Source organism: Streptomyces finlayi, assembly GCF_014216315.1.
In the GTDB taxonomy this organism is placed as follows: Bacteria; Actinomycetota; Actinomycetes; order Streptomycetales; family Streptomycetaceae; genus Streptomyces; species Streptomyces finlayi_A.
This window is the reverse complement of sequence record NZ_CP045702.1, coordinates 5,883,471-5,905,480: the sequence shown is the minus strand read 5'-3', so window position 1 is coordinate 5,905,480 and position 22,010 is coordinate 5,883,471. Positions and strand designations below refer to the sequence as shown.

Annotated in this window: 18 protein-coding genes and 4 pseudogenes; 13 read left to right on the top strand and 9 right to left on the bottom strand. The window is 71.3% G+C overall.

Annotation, left to right across the window (positions count from 1 at the left end; genetic code table 11):
• Window positions 1-21: 21 nt before the first annotated feature.
• A pseudogene (locus F0344_RS27015) lies at window positions 22-642 on the top strand (ABC transporter permease); the annotation flags it as partial.
• Here the strand turns inward: F0344_RS27015 and F0344_RS27010 are convergent.
• A pseudogene (locus F0344_RS27010) lies at window positions 642-3,445 on the bottom strand (BTAD domain-containing putative transcriptional regulator); the annotation flags it as partial. The pseudogenes F0344_RS27015 and F0344_RS27010 sit on opposite strands and share 1 nt — an antisense overlap.
• A gap of 151 nt (window positions 3,446-3,596) precedes the next feature.
• Here F0344_RS27010 and F0344_RS27005 point away from each other — a divergent pair.
• A complete protein-coding gene (locus F0344_RS27005) occupies window positions 3,597-4,406 on the top strand; it encodes a site-2 protease family protein (protein ID WP_185301237.1) in 810 nt (269 codons plus the stop codon).
• Here F0344_RS27005 and F0344_RS27000 read toward each other — a convergent pair.
• A complete protein-coding gene (locus tag F0344_RS27000; RefSeq protein ID WP_185301236.1) occupies window positions 4,403-4,588 on the bottom strand; it encodes a hypothetical protein in 186 nt (61 codons plus the stop codon). The two genes, F0344_RS27005 and F0344_RS27000, sit on opposite strands and share 4 nt — an antisense overlap.
• 146 nt (window positions 4,589-4,734) lie before the next feature.
• Complete coding sequence (gene npdG / locus F0344_RS26995; protein ID WP_185301235.1) at window positions 4,735-5,445, bottom strand: NADPH-dependent F420 reductase; 711 nt, start codon at window positions 5,443-5,445, stop codon at window positions 4,735-4,737.
• A 139-nt stretch (window positions 5,446-5,584) separates the two neighbouring features.
• On the opposite strand from npdG, the gene F0344_RS26990 reads away from it, so the two are divergent.
• Window positions 5,585-6,187, top strand: coding sequence for a hypothetical protein (locus tag F0344_RS26990; protein WP_185301234.1), 603 nt, complete (start codon window positions 5,585-5,587; stop codon window positions 6,185-6,187).
• Between the two features lie 64 nt (window positions 6,188-6,251).
• The gene (locus F0344_RS26985; protein WP_185301233.1) at window positions 6,252-7,550 is read left to right on the top strand and encodes an MFS transporter; all 1,299 of its coding nucleotides are present in this window, start codon (window positions 6,252-6,254) and stop codon (window positions 7,548-7,550) included.
• Window positions 7,551-7,601: 51 nt separating this feature from the next.
• Here F0344_RS26985 and F0344_RS26980 read toward each other — a convergent pair whose 3' ends face one another.
• Complete coding sequence (locus tag F0344_RS26980; protein WP_185301232.1) at window positions 7,602-7,835, bottom strand: hypothetical protein; 234 nt, start codon at window positions 7,833-7,835, stop codon at window positions 7,602-7,604.
• 58 nt (window positions 7,836-7,893) lie between these two features.
• Here F0344_RS26980 and map point away from each other — a divergent pair, with 58 nt between their 5' ends.
• Window positions 7,894-8,751, top strand: coding sequence for a type I methionyl aminopeptidase (gene map / locus F0344_RS26975; protein ID WP_185301231.1), 858 nt, complete (start codon window positions 7,894-7,896; stop codon window positions 8,749-8,751).
• Between the two features lie 193 nt (window positions 8,752-8,944).
• Window positions 8,945-9,610, top strand: a complete 666-nt coding sequence (locus F0344_RS26970; RefSeq protein WP_185301230.1) for a biliverdin-producing heme oxygenase — start codon at window positions 8,945-8,947, stop codon at window positions 9,608-9,610.
• Between the two features lie 15 nt (window positions 9,611-9,625).
• Here the strand turns inward: F0344_RS26970 and F0344_RS26965 are convergent, their stop codons facing one another.
• Complete coding sequence (locus F0344_RS26965) at window positions 9,626-10,309, bottom strand: PhzF family phenazine biosynthesis protein (RefSeq protein ID WP_185301229.1); 684 nt, start codon at window positions 10,307-10,309, stop codon at window positions 9,626-9,628.
• A gap of 373 nt (window positions 10,310-10,682) precedes the next feature.
• Here F0344_RS26965 and efeO point away from each other — a divergent pair, with 373 nt between their 5' ends.
• The 4 genes from efeO to F0344_RS26945 are packed head-to-tail and all read left to right on the top strand — an operon-like array spanning window position 10,683 to window position 15,006.
• Window positions 10,683-11,819 carry an iron uptake system protein EfeO gene (gene efeO / locus F0344_RS26960; RefSeq protein ID WP_185301228.1) on the top strand — a complete coding sequence of 379 codons (1,137 nt, stop codon included), beginning with the start codon at window positions 10,683-10,685 and terminating at the stop codon, window positions 11,817-11,819.
• 23 nt (window positions 11,820-11,842) lie between these two features.
• Window positions 11,843-13,129 (top strand): iron uptake transporter deferrochelatase/peroxidase subunit, encoded by a 1,287-nt coding sequence (gene efeB / locus F0344_RS26955; RefSeq protein ID WP_185301227.1) that lies wholly within the window; start codon window positions 11,843-11,845, stop codon window positions 13,127-13,129.
• A gap of 37 nt (window positions 13,130-13,166) precedes the next feature.
• Window positions 13,167-14,135 carry an iron uptake transporter permease EfeU gene (gene efeU, locus F0344_RS26950; RefSeq protein ID WP_185301226.1) on the top strand — a complete coding sequence of 323 codons (969 nt, stop codon included), beginning with the start codon at window positions 13,167-13,169 and terminating at the stop codon, window positions 14,133-14,135.
• Window positions 14,023-15,006 (top strand): hypothetical protein, encoded by a 984-nt coding sequence (locus tag F0344_RS26945; protein ID WP_185302917.1) that lies wholly within the window; start codon window positions 14,023-14,025, stop codon window positions 15,004-15,006. Before efeU ends, F0344_RS26945 begins: the two co-directional genes overlap by 113 nt.
• A 174-nt stretch (window positions 15,007-15,180) precedes the next feature.
• On the opposite strand, the gene F0344_RS26940 is transcribed toward F0344_RS26945, so the two are convergent.
• Both F0344_RS26940 and F0344_RS26935 read right to left on the bottom strand, forming a co-directional pair.
• Entirely contained in the window at window positions 15,181-15,939 is a 759-nt protein-coding gene (locus tag F0344_RS26940; RefSeq protein WP_185301225.1) for a bifunctional DNA primase/polymerase, read from the bottom strand.
• Between the two features lie 139 nt (window positions 15,940-16,078).
• Window positions 16,079-16,693, bottom strand: coding sequence for a TetR/AcrR family transcriptional regulator (locus F0344_RS26935; RefSeq protein WP_185301224.1), 615 nt, complete (start codon window positions 16,691-16,693; stop codon window positions 16,079-16,081).
• 310 nt (window positions 16,694-17,003) lie between these two features.
• Between F0344_RS26935 and F0344_RS36155 the strand changes: the two are divergent.
• Window positions 17,004-17,101 (top strand): annotated as a pseudogene (locus F0344_RS36155) (amidinotransferase); the annotation flags it as partial.
• Here the strand turns inward: F0344_RS36155 and F0344_RS26930 are convergent.
• A complete protein-coding gene (locus tag F0344_RS26930; protein ID WP_185301223.1) occupies window positions 17,090-18,088 on the bottom strand; it encodes a small ribosomal subunit Rsm22 family protein in 999 nt (332 codons plus the stop codon). The pseudogene F0344_RS36155 and the gene F0344_RS26930 overlap by 12 nt on opposite strands.
• Window positions 18,089-18,240: 152 nt before the next feature.
• On the opposite strand from F0344_RS26930, the gene F0344_RS26925 reads away from it, so the two are divergent.
• Window positions 18,241-19,551, top strand: coding sequence for a hypothetical protein (locus F0344_RS26925; protein WP_185301222.1), 1,311 nt, complete (start codon window positions 18,241-18,243; stop codon window positions 19,549-19,551).
• A 64-nt stretch (window positions 19,552-19,615) separates the two neighbouring features.
• Here F0344_RS26925 and F0344_RS26920 read toward each other — a convergent pair whose 3' ends face one another.
• Window positions 19,616-20,929, bottom strand: coding sequence for a multidrug effflux MFS transporter (locus F0344_RS26920; protein WP_185302916.1), 1,314 nt, complete (start codon window positions 20,927-20,929; stop codon window positions 19,616-19,618).
• Here F0344_RS26920 and F0344_RS26915 point away from each other — a divergent pair.
• Window positions 20,889-21,695, top strand: a pseudogene (locus F0344_RS26915) (Gfo/Idh/MocA family protein); the annotation flags it as partial. The gene F0344_RS26920 and the pseudogene F0344_RS26915 sit on opposite strands and share 41 nt — an antisense overlap.
• Window positions 21,696-22,010: the final 315 nt, after the last annotated feature.

Sequence of the window (22,010 nt, the reverse complement as noted above, 5' to 3'; positions counted from 1 at the left end):
CGGCTACCCCCCTCCGGCGGGCTGTCGGCCTGTCGCGGGTCCGCCGCGTTCCCCCGTCGGCCCGCTGTCGCCCGGGGCAATCTCCGGCACATCGGCGCTCTGGTCCGGCGCAATCTCCTCCAGATCAAGCGGGACCCCGAGTCGATGTTCGACGCGGTCCTGATGCCGATCGTCTTCGCCCTCCTGTTCGTGTACGTGTTCGGCGGCTCCGTCGGCGCGAGCCTCGGTGGAGACCGGCAGACCTACATCAACTACGTGGTCCCGGGGCTGATGGCGATGATGGGCATGCACATCGCCATGGCCGTCGGCACCGGCGTCAACGACGATTTCCGCAAGGGGATCATGGACCGGTTCCGGACGATGCCCATCGCCCGCTAGTCCGTCCTCATCGCCAAGATCGTCGTCGAGCTCGGCCGGATGATGGTCGCCACGGCGATCCTGCTGACGATGGGCTTCGTCCTCGGCATGCGGATCACCTCGGTGCCGGGCCTGCTCGCGGCGGTCGGGCTGGCGGCGGTGTTCGGCGCCGCCATCATGTGGATCTTCATCCTGCTCGGGCTGTCCCTGAAGACGGCGCAGGCAGTTCAGGGAATGGGGTTCCTGGTGCTCATGCCCCTCCAGTTCGGCTCCTCGATCTTCGCCATGCGTGCCGACGGCATCGCCTCGTGCCCCGCCTGCGGGCCGGCGTCGAGGATGTCCCGCAGGATGCGCTCCGCCTCCTCGGCGCGGCCCAACTCGGTGAGCGCGCTCGCATGTCGCGACCGCAGCACCGCGACCTGGGCGTGGGCGCCGAGCTGTTCGGCACAGCCGATGGCGGCCCGGTAGTCCTCGGCGGCCCGGGCGTACGAACCGGCCCGCTCATTGGCCTCGCCACGTGAGGACAGCGCTTCCGCGGCCCCCCAGTCGTCGCCGAGCCGGACGAAGATCTCCAGGCTCTCGTCGGCGTCCACCCGCGCTTCGCCCGCCCAGTCGGGACGATTGGCCAGAACATTGGCCCGCATCTGGAGCGCGGACGCCAGCTCCCACTCGTAACCGAACTCCCGGCACGCCCGCACCGTTTCGTCCATCAGTTCCCGCAACTGGGCGGTCTCGCCGGTCAGCAGGACCGCGAACATCCAGAAGGAGCCCGGCGTCCGGCAGGTCTGCGGCTGGCCCGGCTGATAGGTGTCGACGACCACGCGCAGCCGGGCCTGGCTCTCCTCGTTCATCCACGAGTCCAGTTGGTGGTCCATGCTGACCAGCTGGATCAGCCGCACCCCGCGCCGCGCCTCCTCCAGCTGCTCGGGGACCCAGGGCAGCGGCAGATCGGTGCACCGATCCAGGAGCGAGGGTGCCGGGGAGCCGGGCGGAGCGAACGGGTCGGGGCCCAGGGCGGCAGCCGCGTCGGCCCACTGGCGGGCGTCGGTCCGCAGATCGCGCATCATCCAGTACCAGGACAGGGAGAGTACGAGGCAGAGCACTTCCTGCTCGTCCCGGGCGGCGACGGCGTGGCGCAGGGCGGTGCGCAGATTCTCGTACTCGCGCTGGAACCGGTCGATCGCGGCCCGCTGGCCGGCACCGCGGAGTTCGGGTCCGGTGGTACGGGTCAGTTCCCGGAAGTGGACGAGGTGCCCCCGCTCGACGGCCGCCCGCTCCCCCGCCTCGTCCAGCCGCTCCGCGGCGTACTCACCGACGGTCTCCAGGAGCCGGTAGCGCATCTCTCCGTCGTCGCCGGGAGCCGCGACGACCAGGGACTTGTCGACAAGGAGACCCAGCAGGGCGGCGACATCACGGGCGTCGACGGCGTCGACGGCGTCGGATCCGGCCGACAGCTCCGCGCCTGCGACGGAACACACCTCCTCCGCGGCATCGAGGGCGCAGCCGCCCGCGAACACCGACAGCCGGCGCAGCACCGCGCGCTCGGCCGTGTCCAGCAGTTCCCAGGACCAGTCGACGACGGCCCGGAGGTCTGCTGACGCGGCAGCACGGTACGGCTGCCGTTGGTGAGCAGCCGGAAGCGGTCGTCGAGCCGGTCGGCGATCTGGCGCGGGCCGAGCATCCGCAGCCGGGCCGCGGCGAGTTCGATGGCGAGCGGCAGTCCGTCGAGCCGCTGACAGATCTCCGCGCAGGCCGCGGCGGTCTCCGGGTCCGCGGCGCCCCGGTCCGCGAGCAGCCGTAGCGCCATCGGGTCCGGCAGTGGATCGACGGGGCGGACGAACTCGCCCGGCACGCCCAGGGGTTCACGGCTGGTCGCCAGGACCGTGAGTTCCGGGCAGTGCGCCAGCAGATGGTCCGCGAGCGAGGCCGCCGCGTCGATCACATGCTCGCAGTTGTCCAGGAGCAGCAGCATGCGCCGCCGCGAGCAGTGCTCGGTGAGCCGTACGAGCGGGTCGCCCGCACCGCGTTCGGCGGCCCGCAACTCCTCAGCGCCCGCACCCCGCAGCACGGTCTCCCGGGCTCCGAGCGCGCCGAGCACGGCCTCGGCCACGCTGTCGGGATCGTCGACGGGGGCGAGCTCTGCCAGCCAGACGCCGTCCGGCCAGTTCTCGGCGAGCGTCTCGGCGACCTCCAGGGACAGCCGCGTCTTGCCCGCCCCGCCGGGGCCGAGGAGGGTGACAAGCCGTGTCTGCGCAAGGTCCTCGCGCAGGTCGGCGATATCGCCTTCCCGTCCGACGAAGCTGGTGAGCCTGGCCCGCAGATTTCCCCGGGGCGGCGCGGCGGGGGCGGCCGGGGCGGGGTCCGGCCGGTCCAGGCAGAGCAGTTCGGTGTGCAGATCGCGGAGTTCGGGTCCTGGCATGGCGCCCAGACGGTCCGCGAGTACGAGGCGGACCTCCTCGTACGCCGCCAGGGCCTGCGCCGTGCGCCCGGCGTCGCGCAGCGCCCGGATGCGCAGTGCCTGGAGGGGTTCGTCGATCGGGTGGGCCGCGGCGAGCGTGGTGAGTTCCGGCAGGGCCTCTTCGGGGCGGCCGAGGGCCAGGACCGCGGCGAGCCGGGTGCGGCGGGCGTCCAGCCGCCGCGCCTCCAGTCCGGCCGCGGCTGCGGCACGGTCGGGCAGATCGGGGAGTACGGGCTCACGCCACAGGGCGAGTGCGTCGTCGAGAGCGGCGAGGGCCTTCTCCGCGTCCCCCTCGGCCAGCGCCCGCGTCCCCTGCCCCGCCCGCCGCTCGAAACGGTGCAGGTCCACGTCGTCGGGGTCGGCGGCGAGCCGGTAGCCGCCCTCGACGGACTCGACCGCCGCCCGTCCCAGCACCCGCCGGAGCCGTGCCACGAGTGCCTGCAGGGCGCCCACCGCGTCCGCGGGCGGATCGCCGTCCCACACCTCGCCCACGAGTACGGCGGCCCCGACCGTACGGCCCGGACGCAGGGCCAGAACGGTCAGCAGGGTACGCAGCCGCGCCCCGCCGAGGGCGACGGCCGTGCCGTCGGGGCGAAAGGCCCGGGTGGTTCCGAGGATGCTGTAGCGCACCCGCCCATTGTCCGCGACCGGGGAAGGCGATTCGCGCAGACGCCCGTCCGGCCCTGCGGAACCAACGTCCAGGCGCGAGACGTTCTCGGCGTGTCGCGCCGCGTACCGTCGGGGCCGGCCGCGTTCCGTCCAGCCACCAGGAGTCGCACCGATGACCACCGCAGCCACGCGCAGCGACCGGAGGATCAGCCCGGTCTTCCTCGCGATCACCGCCGTCTTGGCGGTCTCGGGCTGGGCGGTGTGGACGGACTTCGCCGTACCGACCGGCGTCGCGGTCTTCCTGTTCGTCACCGCGGCCTGGATCGTCTCACTCTGTCTCCATGAATACGCCCATGCCCGCACCGCACTGCACAGCGGCGACATCACGATCGAAGCAAAGGGGTATTTGTCACTCAACCCACTCGCCTATACGCACGCCCTGCTGAGCATCGTGCTGCCCGTGCTCTTCGTGATCATGGGTGGGATCGGGCTCCCGGGTGGCGCGGTCTACATCGAGCGGGGCCGGATCACCGGCCGGTGGCGGCACAGCCTGATCTCCGCGGCCGGGCCGCTGACCAACGTGCTCTTCGCGATCGTCTGCACGGCGCCGTTCTGGCTGGACGCCCTGGACGGGGTGCCGACCGCGTTCCGCGACGCGCTGGCGTTCCTGGCCCTGCTCCAGATCACGGCCGCGATCCTGAACTTCCTGCCGGTGCCGGGCCTCGACGGTTACGGGGTCATCGAGCCCTGGCTCCCGTACAGGTTCCGCCGCCAGGTGGAGCCATTCGCTCCGTTCGGGCTGATCGCGGTCTTCGGCGTCCTGTGGATCCCCGAGGTGAACATCGCGTTCTTCGAGGCGGTCGACGGACTCCTGGGCGGGCTCGGGGTCAGCGAGATCGAGTCGTACTGCGGACAGGACACCTACCGGTTCTGGCAGGAGTTCTGGGGCGAGCAGAACCCTGTCTGTTCGGTGAACCGCTAGGCGGCGTCGTGGGCCCCGGCCCGCGCGCGGTACTGCCGGAGGTAGAACCACGCCATGTTGGAGGACAGACCGGCCAGCAGCACCCAGATGATCCCGAGCCAGCTGCCCTGGACGAAGGAGACCACCGCCGCGGCGACGGCGAGTACGCAGACGGCGAGGGCGTAGAGGGCGAGGCGGGGCATGGGGGGGGCTCCTGTCCGGGGATGGTGCGCGATCCCGTCCAGTGTCCCTCATGCCCGGTTCCGCTCGCTGTCCGGTCCGGGGCCGCCCGGCCGTGCACAGCCGGTCCGGGGCCGGTGGCGCCCGGTGCCGGGCGGCCCCGGAGCCGTCACACGTCGGTGGTGCGCAGCCCCGCGTGGGCCTTGTAGCGGCGGTTGACCGAGATCAGGTTGGCGACCAGGGACTCCACCTGGTGCGCGTTGCGCAGCCGGCCCGCGAAGATGCCGCGCATGCCGGGGATGCGGGCCGCGAGGGCCTGGACGAGGTCGGTGTCGGCGCGGGCCTCGCCCAGGACCATCACATCGGTGTCGATCTCCTCGATCGCCGTGTCCTGGAGCAGCACCGCCGAGAGGTGGTGGAAGGCCGCCGTGACCCGGGAGTCCGGCAGCAGGGCGGCGGCCTGCTCGGCGGCGCTGCCCTCCTCGGGCTTGAGGGCGTAGGCGCCCTTCTTGTCGAAGCCGAGCGGGTTGACGCAGTCGACGACGAGCTTCCCCGCGAGTTCCTGGCGCAGGGACTCCAGGGTCTTGGCGTGGCCGTCCCACGGGACGGCGACGATCACGATGTCGCTGCGCCGTGCGCAGTCCGCGTTGTCGGCGCCCTCGACGCCGAGGCCGAGTTCGGCGGCTGCCGTACCGGCTCGTCCGGCGTCCCGGGAACCGATGATCACCTTCTGGCCTGCGCGGGCGAGGCGGTAGGCGAGGCCGCGGCCCTGCGGGCCGGTCCCGCCGAGCACGCCGACGGTCAGTCCGGAGACGTCGGGAAGGTCCCAGGGGTCCTTGGCGGGGGGCTTGGGCGCGCTGCCGCTGTCATGGGTAGTCATGGCCCCGACACTACTGCCAGGTAGGGCGTGGAACGCGGCGGTGCGAGCCGGGCCGGCCCGCTGTCCGAGGGCTCACGTTCGGGTGGGTTCGCCGCCAACGGGGTTCGGCGGGGCAGGCCTTGAGGCATCATGCCGGAGCATGGACGCCGTACGAGTGGCACTGCTGCGGGAAGTGCTCGCCGGGACCGAGTGGCCCGCGGCGGCACGGCGTTTCGCCGGGACGCTCCGCTCGTCCGTGGTCCCGCACGGCGGCGGGCTGCTGCTCGTGGGGACCGAGGTGTACGAGCCGTGGCACCTGGCCGCGCATCTGGTCGACGAGTCCACCTGGTCCGGGCTGCCGGAGCTGCGGCCGACCCTGGTGCGGCACCGGGTGGAGGCGGGCGACCCGGTCCACCTGGCCGTCGGTCTGGGCCGGATCGAGGCGGCGCGACGCGGCGAGACCCTGCTCGTGGTGGCGCCCGAGCGGCCGGACGGCGGCCTGCTGGAGCGGGTGCACGACGCTAGGCGGGCCGGGGCGACCGTGCTGGCGCTGGGCGGCGACGACTCCGAGGTGCGGGGTCTCGCCCACGAGTCGCTCTCGGTCACCGGCGAGGACGAGGTGGACCTCGACACCGTCCAGCACCTGGTGAGTGCGGCGGCCGGGGAGAACAGCAGGCCCGCGCCGCGCGCCCGCCGCTCGTTCCGCGACCGGCTCTCCCGGCTGGCCGACCAGCTGACGGCGCCGCCGCCCGCCCGCTGGTGAGACCTCCGGCCCGCCCGGTAATCCGGTTGCGCGGGGCGCCCGGGCGCCCGGACCATGACCCCTCGTGACGTCTCCGATCCCCTGGCGGGCCAGGCTTGCCGCGCTCCTTCCCGATCTTTCGCCCTGGCGCTCCTCGGCCGACTTCAAGCTCTTGTGGGGCCAGGGTCTGATCACGTACTTCGGCAGCTTCATGGCGCTGATCGCGCTGCCCCTGCAGATCAAGCACCTCACCGGATCACCCCTGGCCGTCGGCGCGATGGGCGCCGTGGAGCTGGTGCCGCTGATCGTGTTCGGGCTGTACGGCGGGGCGCTGGCCGACGCGGCGGACCGCCGCAAGGTCATCCTGGGCACGGAGGCGGGACTCGGGCTGCTCGCGGTGATCCTGCTGGTGAACGCGCTGATGCCCGAACCGGCGCTCTGGCCGCTGTACGTGGTGGCCGCGGGGGTCGCGGCGCTGGCGGGGCTCCAACGGCCCGCGCTGGACTCGCTGATCGCAAGGATCGTGCCGCACGGCGAGCAGACGGCCGCGGCGGCGCTGAACTCCCTGCGCTGGCAGATCGGCGCCATCGCCGGTCCGGCGCTGGCGGGACTGGTGGTGGCCTACGCCGGGCACGCCACGGCGTACGCGGTCACGGTCGTCACCTTCGCCGTCTCCGTCCTGCTCTGTCTGCGGCTCGCCCCCGCGCCTGCGGCCCATGACGCGCCGAAGCCGTCGCTGAGCGGGATAGCGCAGGGCGCGCGGTACGCGTGGAGCAGGCCGGTGCTGCTGGGGACGTACGCGATCGACCTGGCGGCGATGTTCTTCGCCTATCCCAACGCGATCTTTCCGTTCCTGGCGGACGAGCTGGACGCGCAGTGGTCGCTCGGCCTGATGTACGCGGCGGGGTCGGTCGGCTCCCTGGTGCTGGGGCTGACCAGTGGCTGGACCTCGCGGGTCAGGCGGCACGGGCTGTTCGTGGTGTTCGGCGCGGGGGTATGGGGCCTGGCGATCGCGGCGGCGGGCTGGTTCGGCGAAGTGTGGCTGGTGCTGGTGTGCCTGGCGGTGGCGGGCGCCGGCGACATGCTGAGCGGCCTGGGCCGGGCGACGATCTGGAACCAGACCGTTCCGGAGGAGCTGAGGGGCCGGCTCGCGGGCATCGAGGTGCTGTCGTACAGCGTCGGCCCGCAGCTGGGCCAGGTGAGGGCCGGCGCGATGGCGGGCTGGACGGGGACACGGCCGGCCATCTGGACCGGCGGGGTGGCGTGCGTGGTGTCGGTCGCCCTGCTGGCGGCGGCGCTGCCGAAGCTTCTGTCGTACGACTCGGAGACGGACGAGGACGCGGCCAGGCGACGGGCGCAGCACGCGGACCCGTCCGGCGTCTGAGGAGCGGGAGAGCGGGGAGGGGTAGGGAGGCGCGGTACGGGAAGTGATCCGTCAGTCGCCGGAGGGGTCTTGGGGCGGTGTCCTGTCATGCCACTTCGGGTCGGTCTCCCACTCCAGGTTCCGCTCCTGGGCGGTGTCCATGGCGTGGCGGGCCTCTTCCGGCGTCGCGTAGGGGCCGAAACGGTCCTTCGCCGGGCACTCGGGGCCTTCCTCGACCTTCTTGTGCTCCAGGCAGTAGTACCACTCGCCCGGCTTGCCGACGGTGCGCTTCTTGAACAGGGCCATCGTCGCTTCCTTTCCTTGTGATCATGCTGCCCCGAGCCCGCTGGTTAGACTCGCTCGCATGTCTGGCCAGTCGCTGCTCGTACCAGGGGAGATCACTCCCATTCGTTCCGTGCCCGGAAACATCCGGCGCCCCGAGTATGTGGGCAAGCCGGCTCCGGCGCCCTACACCGGCCCGGAGATCCAGGATGCCGAGACCGTCGAGCGGATGCGGATCGCGGGCCGTATCGCCGCACAGGCGATGGAGGAGGCCGCGAAGCACATCGCTCCGGGTGTCACCACCGACGAGCTCGACCGGGTCGCCCACGACTTCATGGTCGATCACGGCGCGTACCCGTCGACGCTCGGCTACCGGGGTTTCCCGAAGTCGCTCTGCTCCTCGCTCAACGAAGTCATCTGTCACGGCATCCCGGACTCCACCGTGCTGCGGGACGGTGACATCGTGAACCTCGATGTCACCGCGTACATCAACGGGGTGCACGGCGACAACAACGCCACGTATCTGTGCGGTGAGGTCGACGAGGAGTCGCGCCTGCTCGTCGAGCGCACCCGGGAGGCATTGAGCCGGGCCATCAAGGCAGTGCGCCCGGGGCGCCAGATCAACGTGATCGGCCGGGTCATCGAGTCGTACGCGAAGCGCTTCGGTTACGGGGTGGTGCGGGACTTCACCGGGCACGGGATCAATTCCTCGTTCCACTCCGGTCTCATCGTTCCCCATTACGACAGCCCGCACGCCACCACGGTGATGCAGCCCGGGATGACGTTCACGATCGAGCCGATGCTGACGCTCGGCACCCATGAGCACGACATGTGGGACGACGGCTGGACCGTGGTGACGAAGGACCGCAGGCGGACGGCGCAGTTCGAGCACACGCTGGTGGTGACGGAGACGGGGGCGGAGATCCTCACTCTTCCGTAACCTCCCGCGCCGGTGCGTCCGGGCGTATCTTTTTACCGACAGACAGTCGGGAACCAGTTGACTTAGGTACGCCTAAGCAGGAAGATCGACGTATCGCGAGCGCTGCTGTCCACCGTTGGCGGCAGATCCGATACGTCCGTCTCTTTCTGGACTTCTTCCGGACTTCCCGTTCCCTGGTCTTCGGAGGCCCGCCTTGGACGCACCCGGCACCGCCACCCCCTTCTCCACGCTCATCCGCACGGCGTCGCACCAACAGCACACCGAGGCGGAGACCTCGACGTTCATGGGCGACCTGCTCGGCGGACGCCTGGGCGTGGACGCGTACACGCGCTACACCGAACAGCTGTGGTTCGTGTACCGGGCGCTGGAGGACGGTGCGGAGTCCCTGCGGAGCGACCCGGCCGCCGGTCCCTTCATACGGTCCGAGCTGATGCGAAGCACCGAGCTGGAGCGGGACCTCGCACATCTGCGCGGTCCCGGCTGGCGCGAGGGCCTGGCGCCGCTGCCCGCCACGGCCGCGTACGCGGAGCGGGTCGCCGAGTGCGCCCGCACCTGGCCCGCCGGTTACATCGCGCACCACTACACGCGCTACCTCGGCGACCTCTCGGGCGGCCAGATCATCCGCGACAAGGCGGAGAAGACCTGGGGCTTCGCGCGCAAGGGTGACGGGGTGCGGTTCTACGTCTTCGAGGAGATCGCCAACCCGGCCGCGTTCAAGCGGGGTTACCGGGAGCTGCTGGACGCGGTGGACGCGGACGATCTGGAGAAGCAGCGCATCATCGACGAGTGCAAGCGCGCCTTCGCGCTGAACACCGCCGTCTTCCGCGAGCTGGGCGAGGTCTTCCCGCTCAGCGCCTGACGCACCAGGCCGCACTCACACCGCGGCCGGAACCGCCCGCAGCAGAAGGACGCGGCCCCCTACCTCCACCGTGCCGTCGGGCCCGGGCGCCGTGAGGATCTGGGAGCCGCGTCCCTGTCTGATGTTCAGGGCCCGGCCGAGCGCGGCACTGAGCAGCAACGCCGCAGCGCCGGTCGCCTCGTCCTCCACGATGCCCTCGCCCCTCCGGGGGAAGGCGCGCGCCCTGACGCGGCCCCCGGCCTCGTCCTCCCAGGCCCATACGTAGAGCCACCCCTCGCCGGGCGGCGGTCCCGTCAGCGCCTCGACCTCGGCGGCCGACGCGTACTGCTCCAGCGCCCTCGGCGGCGCCCACTCCGGGCGGGCGGTGATCCAGGTGAACTCGCCGTCCTGGCGGGCGAACACGTCTCCCACCGGCAGCTCCAGGACCTCCAGGTCGAGGAGCCAGGCCGCGCCGACGAGCGGATGCCCGGCGAAGGGCAGGCGCAGCCCCGGCGTGTAGATGTCGACGCGCCCGCGCTCCGGATCGTCGACGAACACCGTCTCGCTGAAGCCGAGCGTGCGCGCCAGCGTCTGCCGGGACGCCTCGCCGGGGTACGCGCCCCCCTCGCGCACGACGCCGAGCGCATTGCCGTGCCGCCCGTCCGGACCGCAGAACACACGCAGGACGTCGATGCCGTCGGGTACGCCGAAGTCGTTCACACGCGCATTCAAGCACCGTACGGGCTCCCCAGGCGCGACAGGGCCGTACCGGCGGCCACGACGGCGCCGGCGCCGGAAGCCGCCCGGAGAGGTCTGCCGGCAGCCGGTCGACGTCTTCCCGCACCCGCGGACCGGAGTGCCTCCCGTCGTACCGGCAAGGGGCGCTTGACCATTGCTTGACCCGCCCCTGGGTCGCTGATGGGGCGACTGTGACCAGGTCGTTCTTCGCCGCGGAAGATGAGAGCCGAATCACCTCCAGAGGGGGTACGGGTAAGGTAAGGCTCGGTTAAGTTAGGTTTGCCTCACCCGGCTTTGCCCGGCTGTCCCCCATTCCCTTCGACAATCCCCTTCGACCTCATTCCGTGGAGCCCGCATGCGAGCCGTTCGTCTGTCCGTCGTCACCGCCGCCGCGACCGTGGCCGCACTGACCGCCGTCACCGGCTGCGCCGAGAAGAGCGACGCCAAGGGCGACGGCGCGGTCCAGGTCGTAGCGAAGGACGACTCCTGCGAGGTCTCGAAGACGAAGATCCCCGCCGGCCATGTCGAACTGGCCGTCGAGAACAAGGGATCGAAGGTCACCGAGGTCTACGTCCTCTTCCCGGACGACCGCATCGTCACCGAGCGCGAGAACATCGGCCCCGGCACCAAGGCGACGATCACCGCCGAGGTGAAGGCCGGTTCGTACGAGATCGCCTGCAAGCCCGGTATGAAGGGGCACGGCATCCGGCAGAAGATCGAGGTCACCGGCGCCGCGGCGGCCGAGCGCAGCCCGGAGATGGACAAGGCCGTCGCCGAGTACCGCACCTATGTGCAGGCGCAGGCCGACGAGACGCTGCCCAGGGTGAAGGTCTTCACCGACGCCGTCGCCGCCGGTGACATCGAGGCCGCGAAGAAGGCGTACGCCGACTCCCGTATCGGCTGGGAGCGCACCGAGCCGGTCGCGGAGTCCTTCGGTGACATCGACCCGAAGGTCGACGTCCGCGCGGACGGCCTGGAGGAGGGCCAGGAGTGGACCGGCTGGCACCGCCTGGAGAAGGCACTGTGGCAGGACGAGAAGCTGGGTGCCGAGGAGAAGGCCCTCGCGCCCGTCCTCTACAAGGACCTCGTCGACTGGCAGAACCGCGTCGGCAAGGCGGAGATCACCTCCACCTCGATGGCCAACGGCGCCAAGGAACTCCTCGACGAGGTCGCGACCGGCAAGGTCACCGGTGAGGAGGAGCGTTACAGCCACACCGACCTCGTCGACTTCAAGGCGAACGTCGAGGGTGCGGAGAAGTCGTACGCGCTGCTGAAGCCGGTCGCGTCGAAGAACGACGCCGCGCTGACCGCCTCCCTGGACACGCAGTTCGCCGCGCTGAACACGCTCCTGGACACCTACCGCGAGGACAAGGACTCCTACGAGTTCACCCCGTACGACAAGGTCGGCAAGGCGGACCGCAAGGAGCTCTTGGACGCGGTCAACGCGCTCGCGGAGCCGCTGTCCCGGCTCGCCGCCGCGGTGACGAAGTAACAACGGCGAGGAGGCTGCCTCTCATGTCCCAGGACGCGCGGAACCCATCCGGAGCGCCGGACCGGTCCTCCCCGGACGGGCACCACGGCCCCTCGCGCCGTGCCCTGCTCGGCTGGGGCGGCTCCGGGCTCGCGCTCGGCGCCGTCGCGGCCGGCGGCGCGGTCGCCGCGGTGCGCTCCGAGGGGGCCACGGCGCCCGTCGGGCCGAGCGGCGCCGAGGTGCCGTTCCACGGTCCGCACCAGGCCGGGATCGCCACCGCCGTGCAGGACCGGCTGCACTTCGCGGCGTTCGACGTGACGACGCAGGACCGGGCCCGACTGGCCGCCCTGCTCCAGGAGTGGACCCGGGCCGCCGAACTGATGACGGCCGGACACCCGGTGGGCGAGGGGGCGTACGGAGGGCTGCCGGAGGCTCCGCCGGACGACACGGGCGAGGCGCTCGGCCTCAAGCCCTCCCGTCTGACCCTCACCATCGGCTTCGGCCCCTCCCTCTTCGCGAAGGGCCGGTTCGGGCTGGAGGACCGGCGCCCCGAGGCACTCGTCGAGCTGCCGAAGTTCCCCGGCGACAATCTCGACGCGAGCCGCAGCGGCGGTGACCTGTGCGTCCAGGCGTGCGCGGACGACCCGCAGGTCGCGGTGCACGCCATCCGCAACCTCGCCAGGATCGGCATGGGGCGTACGGCGATCCGGTGGTCGCAGCTGGGCTTCGGCAAGACCTCGTCGACCACGCCCGAGGAGCAGACCCCGCGCAACATGATGGGCTTCAAGGACGGCACCAGGAACGTCTCCGGTACCGACGCGGCAGCCCTGAAGAAGCACGTCTGGGTCGGCGAACGGGACGGCTCCGGCTGGATGAGCGCAGGGTCCTACCTCGTCGCCCGGCGCATCCGGATGCACATCGAGACCTGGGACCGGGCTCCGCTCCAGGAGCAGGAGGACATCTTCGGCCGGGACAAGGGCGAGGGCGCACCGGTCGGGAAGGCGAAGGAACGCGACGAGCCCTTCCTCAAGGCGATGCTGCCGAGCGCGCACGTACGTCTCGCGCACCCGGACACCAACGACGGGGCGACGATCCTGCGCCGCGGCTACTCCTTCACCGACGGTACGGACGGCCTCGGGCGGCTCGACGCGGGCCTGTTCTTCCTGGCGTACCAGCGTGATGTCCGCACCGGCTTCATTCCGGTGCAGCGGAGTCTGGCGGCGCACGACGCGCTCAACGAGTACATCCAGCACGTGGGTTCGGCCGTGTTCGCCGTCCCGCCGGGCGTCCGTGACAAGGACGACTGGTGGGGCCGGGCCCTGTTCTCGTGAACCACGTTCCCTTGGTCCGCACTGCGGAAGGACCGGCATGTTCGGCAACTATCTGATCGGCCTGCGCGAGGGGCTGGAGGCCAGCCTCGTCGTGTGCGTCCTCGTCGCCTACCTGGTCAAGACGGAACGCCGTGACGCGCTGCGCCCGGTGTGGACGGGCATCGGGATCGCCTGTGCGATCTCGCTGGCCTTCGGTGCCGCGCTGGAATTCGGTTCGCAGGAGATGACGTTCAAGGCGCAGGAGGCGCTGGGCGGTTCGCTGTCGATCATCGCGGTCTGCCTGGTGACGTGGATGGTCTTCTGGATGCGCCGCACCGCGCGGCATCTGAAGGCGGAGCTGCACGGAAAGCTCGACGCGGCGCTCGCGATGGGCACCGGCGCGCTCGTGGCGACGGCTTTCCTGGCGGTGGGCCGTGAGGGCCTGGAGACCGCGCTGTTCGTGTGGGCGTCGGTGCGGGCGAGCGGCGAGGGGTCCTCGTCGCCGCTGATCGGGGTCCTTCTCGGGATCGCCACCGCCGTCGTGCTGGGGTGGCTGTTCTATCGCGGGGCGCTGCGGATCAACCTCGCGAGATTCTTCACCTGGACGGGCGGGATGCTGGTCGTGGTGGCGGCCGGTGTGCTGGCGTACGGCGTGCACGACCTCCAGGAGGCGGAGTTCCTGGCCGGTCTGCGGAACAAGGCCTTCGACGTCAGCGCCGCGGTCCCGCCCGACAGCTGGTACGGAACGCTGCTGAAGGGCGTGTTCAACTTCCAGCCCGATCCGACCGTTCTTCAGGTCACGGTGTGGGCGCTGTATCTGGTCCCCACGCTCGCGCTGTTCCTCGCCCCGGTAGGGTTCGGACGGTCAGTGCGGGCGACGGATCAGAAGGCGCAGAAAGCAACGGATGAGAAGGCTGGGGCGACTGGCGGCGGGGCTCGCGACGGCGACAGTGCTGAGCGTGACGGCGAGCGGCTGCGTGACGGTGCACGGCGAGCTGGAAGTCGTACCGGGAGCGACGAAGTCTGAGGCCGCACGGGCCCTGGAGGACTTCACGAGCGCCTACAACAAGGCGGACAAGGCGTACGATCCGGCGCTGGACGCGGACCGGGTGACCGGTTCGCTCGGTGCGATCAACCAGGCGGGTCTCAAGGCGCGGCAGAAGAACAGCCCGGAAGGCAACCCGGCCCACCGGCCGCTGGAGCTGACCGATGCCACGTACACGATCCCGAAGAAGGCCGGCTGGCCCCGCTGGTTCGTCGCGGACACCGACTCCAACCGTGACCAGGACGCGGGGAAGCTGGACACCCGCTGGCTGCTGGTCTTCGTGCGTACCGGTCCCGACGCGCTGTGGAAGGCCGCCTATCTGGCGGTCGTCACCCCTGCCCAGCTTCCCGGTTTCCGGGTGGACGACGACGGTCTGGCCGAGCCGGTGACCGCGGACGCGGCCGAACTGGCCGTGAAGCCGGTGGACTTGAGCACGACGTACGCCGACTATCTCAAGGACGGCGACCCGGACGTGTTCGCCCCCGGGCCGGCCACCTCGGCATGGCGCGACACGCGCAAGAACACGCGGGTGGCCGGTTTCTCGTACCAGTACGTCGACCAGTCCCTGGACACGGGAACGTTCGCGCCGCTCGGACTCACGACGGAGGACGGCGGGGCGCTGGTCTTCTTCAGCAGCAAGCACTTCGAGCGGCAGACAGCGGCTCCGGGGCTGAAGCCGGTGCTGAACTCGGACGTGGAGGCGCTGCTGACGGGCGAGGTCAAGAGCTCGCTCACGAAGGAGCGGGTCTCCAGCCAGCTCGTGTACGTCCCCGGGCGGAACGCGTCGGACGGCGACGGCAAGGTACGCGTACTGAACCGCCTTCCCGGCCTGACGGCCGCGAAGGGTTCATAGCACCGCCCGGTCCTAGGTCCTGTCTGGAGTTCCAGCGCGGGAGAAGGAGCGGCGTCCGGTGCCGTCGAATCCAAGGCGGAGGAGGGAGCGATGGCGGAGCCCTCGCGACTGACGACAACGCCGGAGGCGGCGGTGCCGGACGCCGCGACGCCGCGGGGGAACTCCAGACAGGACCTAGCGGCTGAGCGGCCATGCCACGGAATCGTGGTCCAGGTCGCTCTGCTCCGCGGAGTCCGCGTACTGCGCGCACGCGTCGGTCAGCGTCTCCAGCAGGGTCAGCGGATCCGGCAGCGGATGCTCCGGTCCCCTGAGCCAGTGCACATCGAGCTCATCCAGCTCACCGGGAAGCCGCGCGGGCGGGATCAGGACATAGCTGCCGCGGCAGTGCCAGCGCAGCCCCGGATGCTCGTCCATGGTCTCGGGGTGGCAGTCCAGCTCGCAGGGCCACCACTCGTCCTCGTCCTCGGGGGTCCCGCGGGTGGCGGTGAAGAAGAGCATCCTGTCCTGGCCGGACCGGGCGACGGGGCCGACGTCGATCCCGGCGGCGAGGAGCCGTTCCAGAGCTCCGGCACCGGCGGTCAGCGGGACGTCCAGGACGTCGTGGATCATGCCCGTCGCGGTGATGAAGTTGGCCAGTGGCTGGCCTTCGGCCCAGCGCTCGATCTGCGCGCGGTCGGTCGTCGACTGGGTCTGCCAGGCGAACGAGACGGGGTGACGCGCGGGGGTCGGACATCCGACGCGTTCGCACGAACACCGGTAACCGTTCGGATGCGCGGCGGGCGAGATCGGCATGCCCGCGTCGGCGACGGCCAGTAGCAGCTCCAGGCGGGCCGCCCTGTCATCGGCTTCGGCCCGCTGCGGTTTGGGTCGTCGCCGCAGCCACTGGGTAATCCTGTTCTCTGTGCCGCGATAACGGCCGGAATCGGCGCCCATCTATCCCCTCACCTCACGTTGCCTCTCCATCGTCCCACCATCCTGCGCCCTGGGTGGCCAGAGTTCTCGAGCGGGTACGGGGTGAGATACACGAAGGTGAGTGCCATCACGCCGGATGTCATGACATACCGGGCTTGTTTCAGTCCTCCGCCGACAGGCCCCGGAGGGCGTAGTCGACCACGGTGTCGGCGTACGCGTGTGTCAGCGGGAGGGTCCGTAGCAGCCAGCGGTGGGTCAGGGGTGCGATCAGCAGCTCCAGGGCGATGCGGGGGTCGATACCGGCCCTGAGCTGTCCGGCCTCCTGGGCGGCGCGCAAGCGTGTGACATAGAACTGGAGCTGCGGGTCGAGCAGTTTCTCGGTGAATTCGGCGCCCAGCTTCGGATCGACGATCCCCTCGGCGGTGAGCGCGCGGGTCGGCGCCTCGATCGCCGGGTCGTTCAGTTCGTCGACGGTGGCACGCAGGACGCGCTTGAGGTCGGCCGCGAGATCCCCGGTGTCCGGCAGCCCGTGCACCTCCCCCGCGGTCTCCGCCGCCCGTTCCGCGAGGGCGGTGAACGCCTCCAGGAGTACGGCCGCCTTCGACGGCCACCAGCGGTAGATCGTCTGCTTGCCGACCCCGGCCCGGGCGGCGATCCCCTCGATCGTCGTCTTCCCGTAGCCGACCTCCACGACCAGGGCGAGAGCGGCGTCGTGGATGGCGCGGCGGGAGCGGTCGCTGCGGCGGCTGGAGTCGGGGGCCTTGGTGGGTGACATGTCCGCCAATCTAGCGTGGAGCCAACCGATACGTCTCGTCTTGGTTCGGCGGAGGGCGGGCCCGGGGACCGCCCGCTCGGACCCCCGTACGAACCACCCGGTCGGTGCACTGCGGATCGGCCGGGCGCGGCGCACCACGAGCTCACGCACCGACGGTGCGTCCCACCGTTCCGCAGCCGAGGATGCCGTTCGAGAGGAGCCCGCATTGAACCGTGACGCCACATCTGCGCGACCGCTACCGCACGCTCGGGCACACCGTCGACCTGCTGACTCCTCGCCCCGGCCTGCCGGACGTGGTCTTCGCCGCCAACGGGACCGCGGCTTCGATCCGGTGCCGATGGGGATCTGGGCGAGCTGCTGAAGGGCGGGGGCAGCGTGAAGTGCTGCACCCAGGAGCTACGGCTGTGAGGCCTCGGGCGGCCAGGGGTCACCCCACGCGGTGTCCCTGGCCGCCCGGTACAGCTCGCCGTGCCGCTTGGTGACCGTGTCGCGCCGCAGGGCCTCGTCGCGGGTGCAGAGTTCGAGGAGCACCTGCCCCTTGCGGATCTGCGGCCTGCGGGTGACCCGGGCAGCGGCGGGCGTCACGGGAAAGCGCGTCGCGGCGACGTAACTGAACTTCTCGTCCTCGTGGCTCAGGGAGCCGCCCTTGACCTGCCGGTGCAGCGAGGAGCGGCTGACCCGGGCGGAGAAGTGGCACCAGTCGGTGCCCGGTCCGATGGGGCAGGCGTCGTCGTGCGGGCAGGGCGCGGCGACGGTGAACCCGGCGGTGATCAGCCGCGTACGGGCCTCGATGACGCGCTCGTATCCGTCGGGGGTGCCGGGCTCGACGATCACCACGGCCTGTGCGGAGCCCGCCGCCGCGTCCACCAGCTCGGCCCTGGCCTGCGGGGTGAGCTCCTTGAGTACGTACGAGACGGTCACCAGGTCCGCGGGCGCGAGCTCCAGTGCGGCGCCGATCCTGGCCTGCTGCCACTGGGCTCCGCGCAGCCCGGGGAGGTCCGACGCCGCCGCCAGTTCGCGGCCCAGCACGAGTGCGGGCTCGGCCCAGTCCAGGACCGTGGTCGCCGTCCCCTGCCAGGCCCCGGCCACCGCCCAGCTCGCCGCACCCGTGCCGCCCCCGACATCGGTGTGCGTGGCGGGAGCCCAGTGCGGGGCGGCTTCGCGCAGGGCGGCGAGCGCGGACCGTGCGGCTTCGAAGGTCGCGGGCATCCGGTACGCGGCGTACGCGACGACGTCGGAGCGGTCGCGCAGGATCGGGGCCGCTGTGGGCGTGGTCCCGCGGTAGCTGGCGATCAGCCGGTCGACTGCCTGGCCGGCCTGCTTGGGCGGCAGCCCGTCGAGCAGCACGGCCAGGGCCGTGCGCAGGGACTCCGCGGTGGGGGTGGAGGCGTTCACCGCCGAATTGTAGGCAGGCGGCAGGCCGGCCGCCGCCCGTCCGCCGGTACGGAATCGGGACGGAACGGCGACGAAACCGAACTGCTGTCCCCCGGTGGGCTGTTGCTACGCTGACCGCCGCGAGGTTCGGGGATTGCTCATCGGGGGGACCAATGAGACAGAGGATCGTGCGCCTGGCTCTGGCCGGAGGGGTGCTGGTCCTGGCCCTGCTGCTCCTGCTGGCGACCTGCGGGGGCGACGGCGGCAGCGACGAGAGCGGCGGGTCTCCGAAGAAGCCGGCGGCGAAGAGTTCCGGTCCCTCGACGCGGCTGACCGTCCCGCCTGCCTACTCGACGGCCCACGGCTGGGAGATCATCGGCGCGGCGCCCGAGTTCGCGGTGTCCCGGCCGACCGGCCGGCTGGCCTTCCTGGTGACGGCCTCCGGGAACCGCTACCAGCTGCGGACCTTGGACGCGGCATCCGGAAAGCTGGCGTGGAGCGGCCCGGCCTGGCGCCCGCCGGACCCGCTGCACTTCCCGAAGCTGATCTCCGTGGCCGCGGCGGACCGGCAGTTCTTCGTGACCTGGGCGTACGGGAAGGTCGGCGACGGCCTCTCCGCCACGGACACGTTCGTCTCCCTCGACGTGTACGACGCCGCCGACGGCAGCCGCCGCCGGGCCGAGGTGCCGTGGAGCGGCGCGCCGAAGGTGACCGCCACCGGTCCCGACATCCTGATCAGTGACGGGCGTGCGAACAGCGCGATGATCGATCCGGCCACCGGTGAGGTGTCCCGGGTCGCCTCCACCGCGCTGAAGTATCCGAAGGGCTGCCCTGCGTGCAAGCAGCTCACGGAGGTCCGGGGCCAGACCGGGCAGGGGCTGCTGGTGAGCGGGGCAGAGGAGTTCTGGGTGCGGGGCGGCTGGTTCAGCCGGAACGTGGCGCCCAAGGGCACCGACCGGCGGAGCGGGGTGCCGACGTCCGTGGCGCCGGGGTGGATCCTGGCGAAATGGCAGCTGGCCAAGGGCGCGAAGCGAGCCGCGAGCCATGAGCTGTGGGCGGTGCACGAAGCGGCGACGGGAAAGCCGGTGGTCTCGGTGGAGTGCCACAGGCCGGCGATCGAGCCGGGGCGTTATCCGGAGGCCGTCGTAGCGGCGTCGGACGGCTATCTCGTGGCTGGGAACCTGGGGTTCGACCTGGGGGCGGCGAAGGGGTTCTGTCTGGAGGACGAGGACGGTTCGGCCTCGGTGACGCTCGCCTCGGTGACGGACCGGGGGGTGGCCTACGGCGCGACGAACGTGCGGGACGCGTCGGACGCCCTGGACGGGGGCGGCGAGCCGGTCGAGATGGAGCTCACCAGCGGGACGGTCTCACCGCTGTCACCGAATGTGCGGCTGCCGGGGATGGAAACGGCGGGCGTCGGCCTGTTCCCCTGGACGGACCGCAGGGACCGGCTCCATCTCATCGGCTATCCCCGCAGCGGCTGACCGGCCGGGGCGGGCCCTCACGAGCGCCCGCCCCGCGTCCCGCCCCGTCAGAGCCCGCCCGCCGTCAGAGCCCGCCCGCCGTACGGGCCCGCTGCCACGGCCTGCACAGCGCCAGGAAGCACACCACCGCTCCGAGCGCGCAGACCACCTGCACCACGGCCATCGGCACGGCCGTTCGCTCCCCCGCGATTCCGACGAGCGGCGAGGCGATCGCCCCGATCAGGAACGACGACGTGCCGAGCAGCGCCGACGCCGAGCCGGCCGCGTGCTTCGTACGCATGAGTGCCTGGGCGTTGGTGTTGGGCATCGCGAGGCCCATCGCCGACATCAGTACGAAGAGTCCGGCCGAAACCGGCAGCAGGCCGACGTCGCCGAAGACCCCGGACGTCATCAGCAGGAGTGCGACGGCGGCCAGCGAGATGACGCCGAGTCCGAAGCCGAGCGCCTTGTCCAGGCTGACCCGGCCCACCAGCACCTTGCCATTGATCTGTCCGACGGCGATCAGGCCGATCGAGTTGATGCCGAAGAGCAGGCTGAACGTCTGCGGCGAGGCGCCGTAGATCTCCTGCACGACGAACGGCGAGGCACTCACGTAGGCGAAGAGCGCGGCGAAGGCGAGGCTGCCGGCGATCATGTAGCCGGTGAACACCCGGTCGGCGAGCAGTCCGCGCATGGTGCGCAGCGCCTCGCCGACGCCGCCGCCGTGGCGTTCCTCGGGCGGCAGCGTCTCGTGCAGCCACTTCCACACGACCAGGGTGAGCACGATGCCCACGCCGGTGAGGACGACGAAGATGCCCCGCCAGTCGGTGAAGCGGAGCACCTGTCCGCCGATCACCGGGGCGATGATCGGGGCGACTCCGGAGATGAGCATGAGGGTGGAGAAGAACTTGGCCATCTCCACGCCGTCGTAGAGGTCACGCACCACGGCCCGGGAGATGACGATGCCGGCCGCGCCCGCCAGCCCCTGGAGGAGCCGGAAGCCGATGAGGAGTTCGGCGGTCGGGGCGAACGCGCAGATCGCGGTCGCGATCACGTAGACGATCATGCCGAGGAGCAGCGGTCTGCGCCGGCCCCACCGGTCGCTCATCGGTCCGACGACGAGCTGGCCGAGCGCCATGCCCGCCAGACAGGCGGTCAGGGTGAGCTGGACGGTCGAGGCGGGGGCGTGCAGGACGTCGGTGACCTCCGGGAGTGCCGGGAGGTACATGTCCATCGAGAGGGGCGGCAGCGCGGTCAGTCCGCCGAGAACCAGGGTGACCAGCAGTCCGGTCCGCCGGGCGGCGGGGGTGGATGTGATCGGGGCGGCACCGGCTTCGACGCCGGTCCCTGTCGTGTGTATGTGCTCTTTCTGGGCCCGGCTTCCGCCGCTGTCCGGCATTCTCATCTCCACATCGTTGAATCCGCATCTATGCTCTCAGCTCAACCACGGTGGTCGGAACCGTTTACTTATGGGGGCGGACATGAGCAGAACTGTGCGATGGGGCGTGCTGGCAACGGGCGGTATAGCCGCGCGGTTCACCGAGGACCTCCTCGGGATGCCGGATGCCGAGGTGGTCGCGGTGGCTTCCCGCACGGACGCCTCCGCGAAGACGTTCGCCGAACGGTTCGGGATCGAGCGCGCGTACGGGTCCTGGGCGGGGCTCCTCGCCGACGACGAGGTGGACGTGGTGTACGTGGCCACGCCGCACTCCGCGCACCGGGAGGCCACCGGGCTCGCCCTGGAGGCCGGTAAGCACGTGCTGTGCGAGAAGTCGTTCACGCTCAACTCCCGGGAGGCCGAGGAGCTCGTCGCACTGGCCCGGGAGCGCGGACTGTTCCTGATGGAAGCGATGTGGACGTACTGCAACCCCGTCATCCGGCGGATGACCGAACTCGTGCGGGACGGCGCCATCGGCGACATCCGCACGATCCAGGCCGACTTCGGGTTCGCGGGCGCGTTCGAGTCCGGCCACCGGCTGCTCGACCCGGCCCTGGGCGGCGGCGCGCTGCTGGACCTCGGCGTCTATCCGGTCTCCTTCGCCCACCTGCTGCTCGGTGAGCCGGACCGGGTGCAGGCGGACGCGCTGCTCTCCCCCGAGGGCACCGACCTGAACACCGGGATGCTGCTGGGCTGGTCGGGTTCGGGCGCCACCGCGCTGCTCGCCTGCTCGCTCGTCGGCGACCACCCGACGACCGCGTCGGTCACCGGCACGGCCGGCCGCATCGACTTCCCGCACGGCTTCTTCCACCCGGAGCGGTTCGTCCTGCACCGGCCGGGCCGGGACCCGGAGGAGTTCGACTCGGGCCCCGGTCCGCGGGGCCTCTCGGGGATGCAGTACGAGGCCGCCGAGGTGATGCGCGCGATCCGGGCGGGCGAGACGGAGTCCCCGCTCGTACCGCTGGACGGCTCCCTCGCCGTGATGCGGACGCTCGACGCGGTACGTGACCGCATCGGCGTCCGCTACCCGGCCGACGAGTCC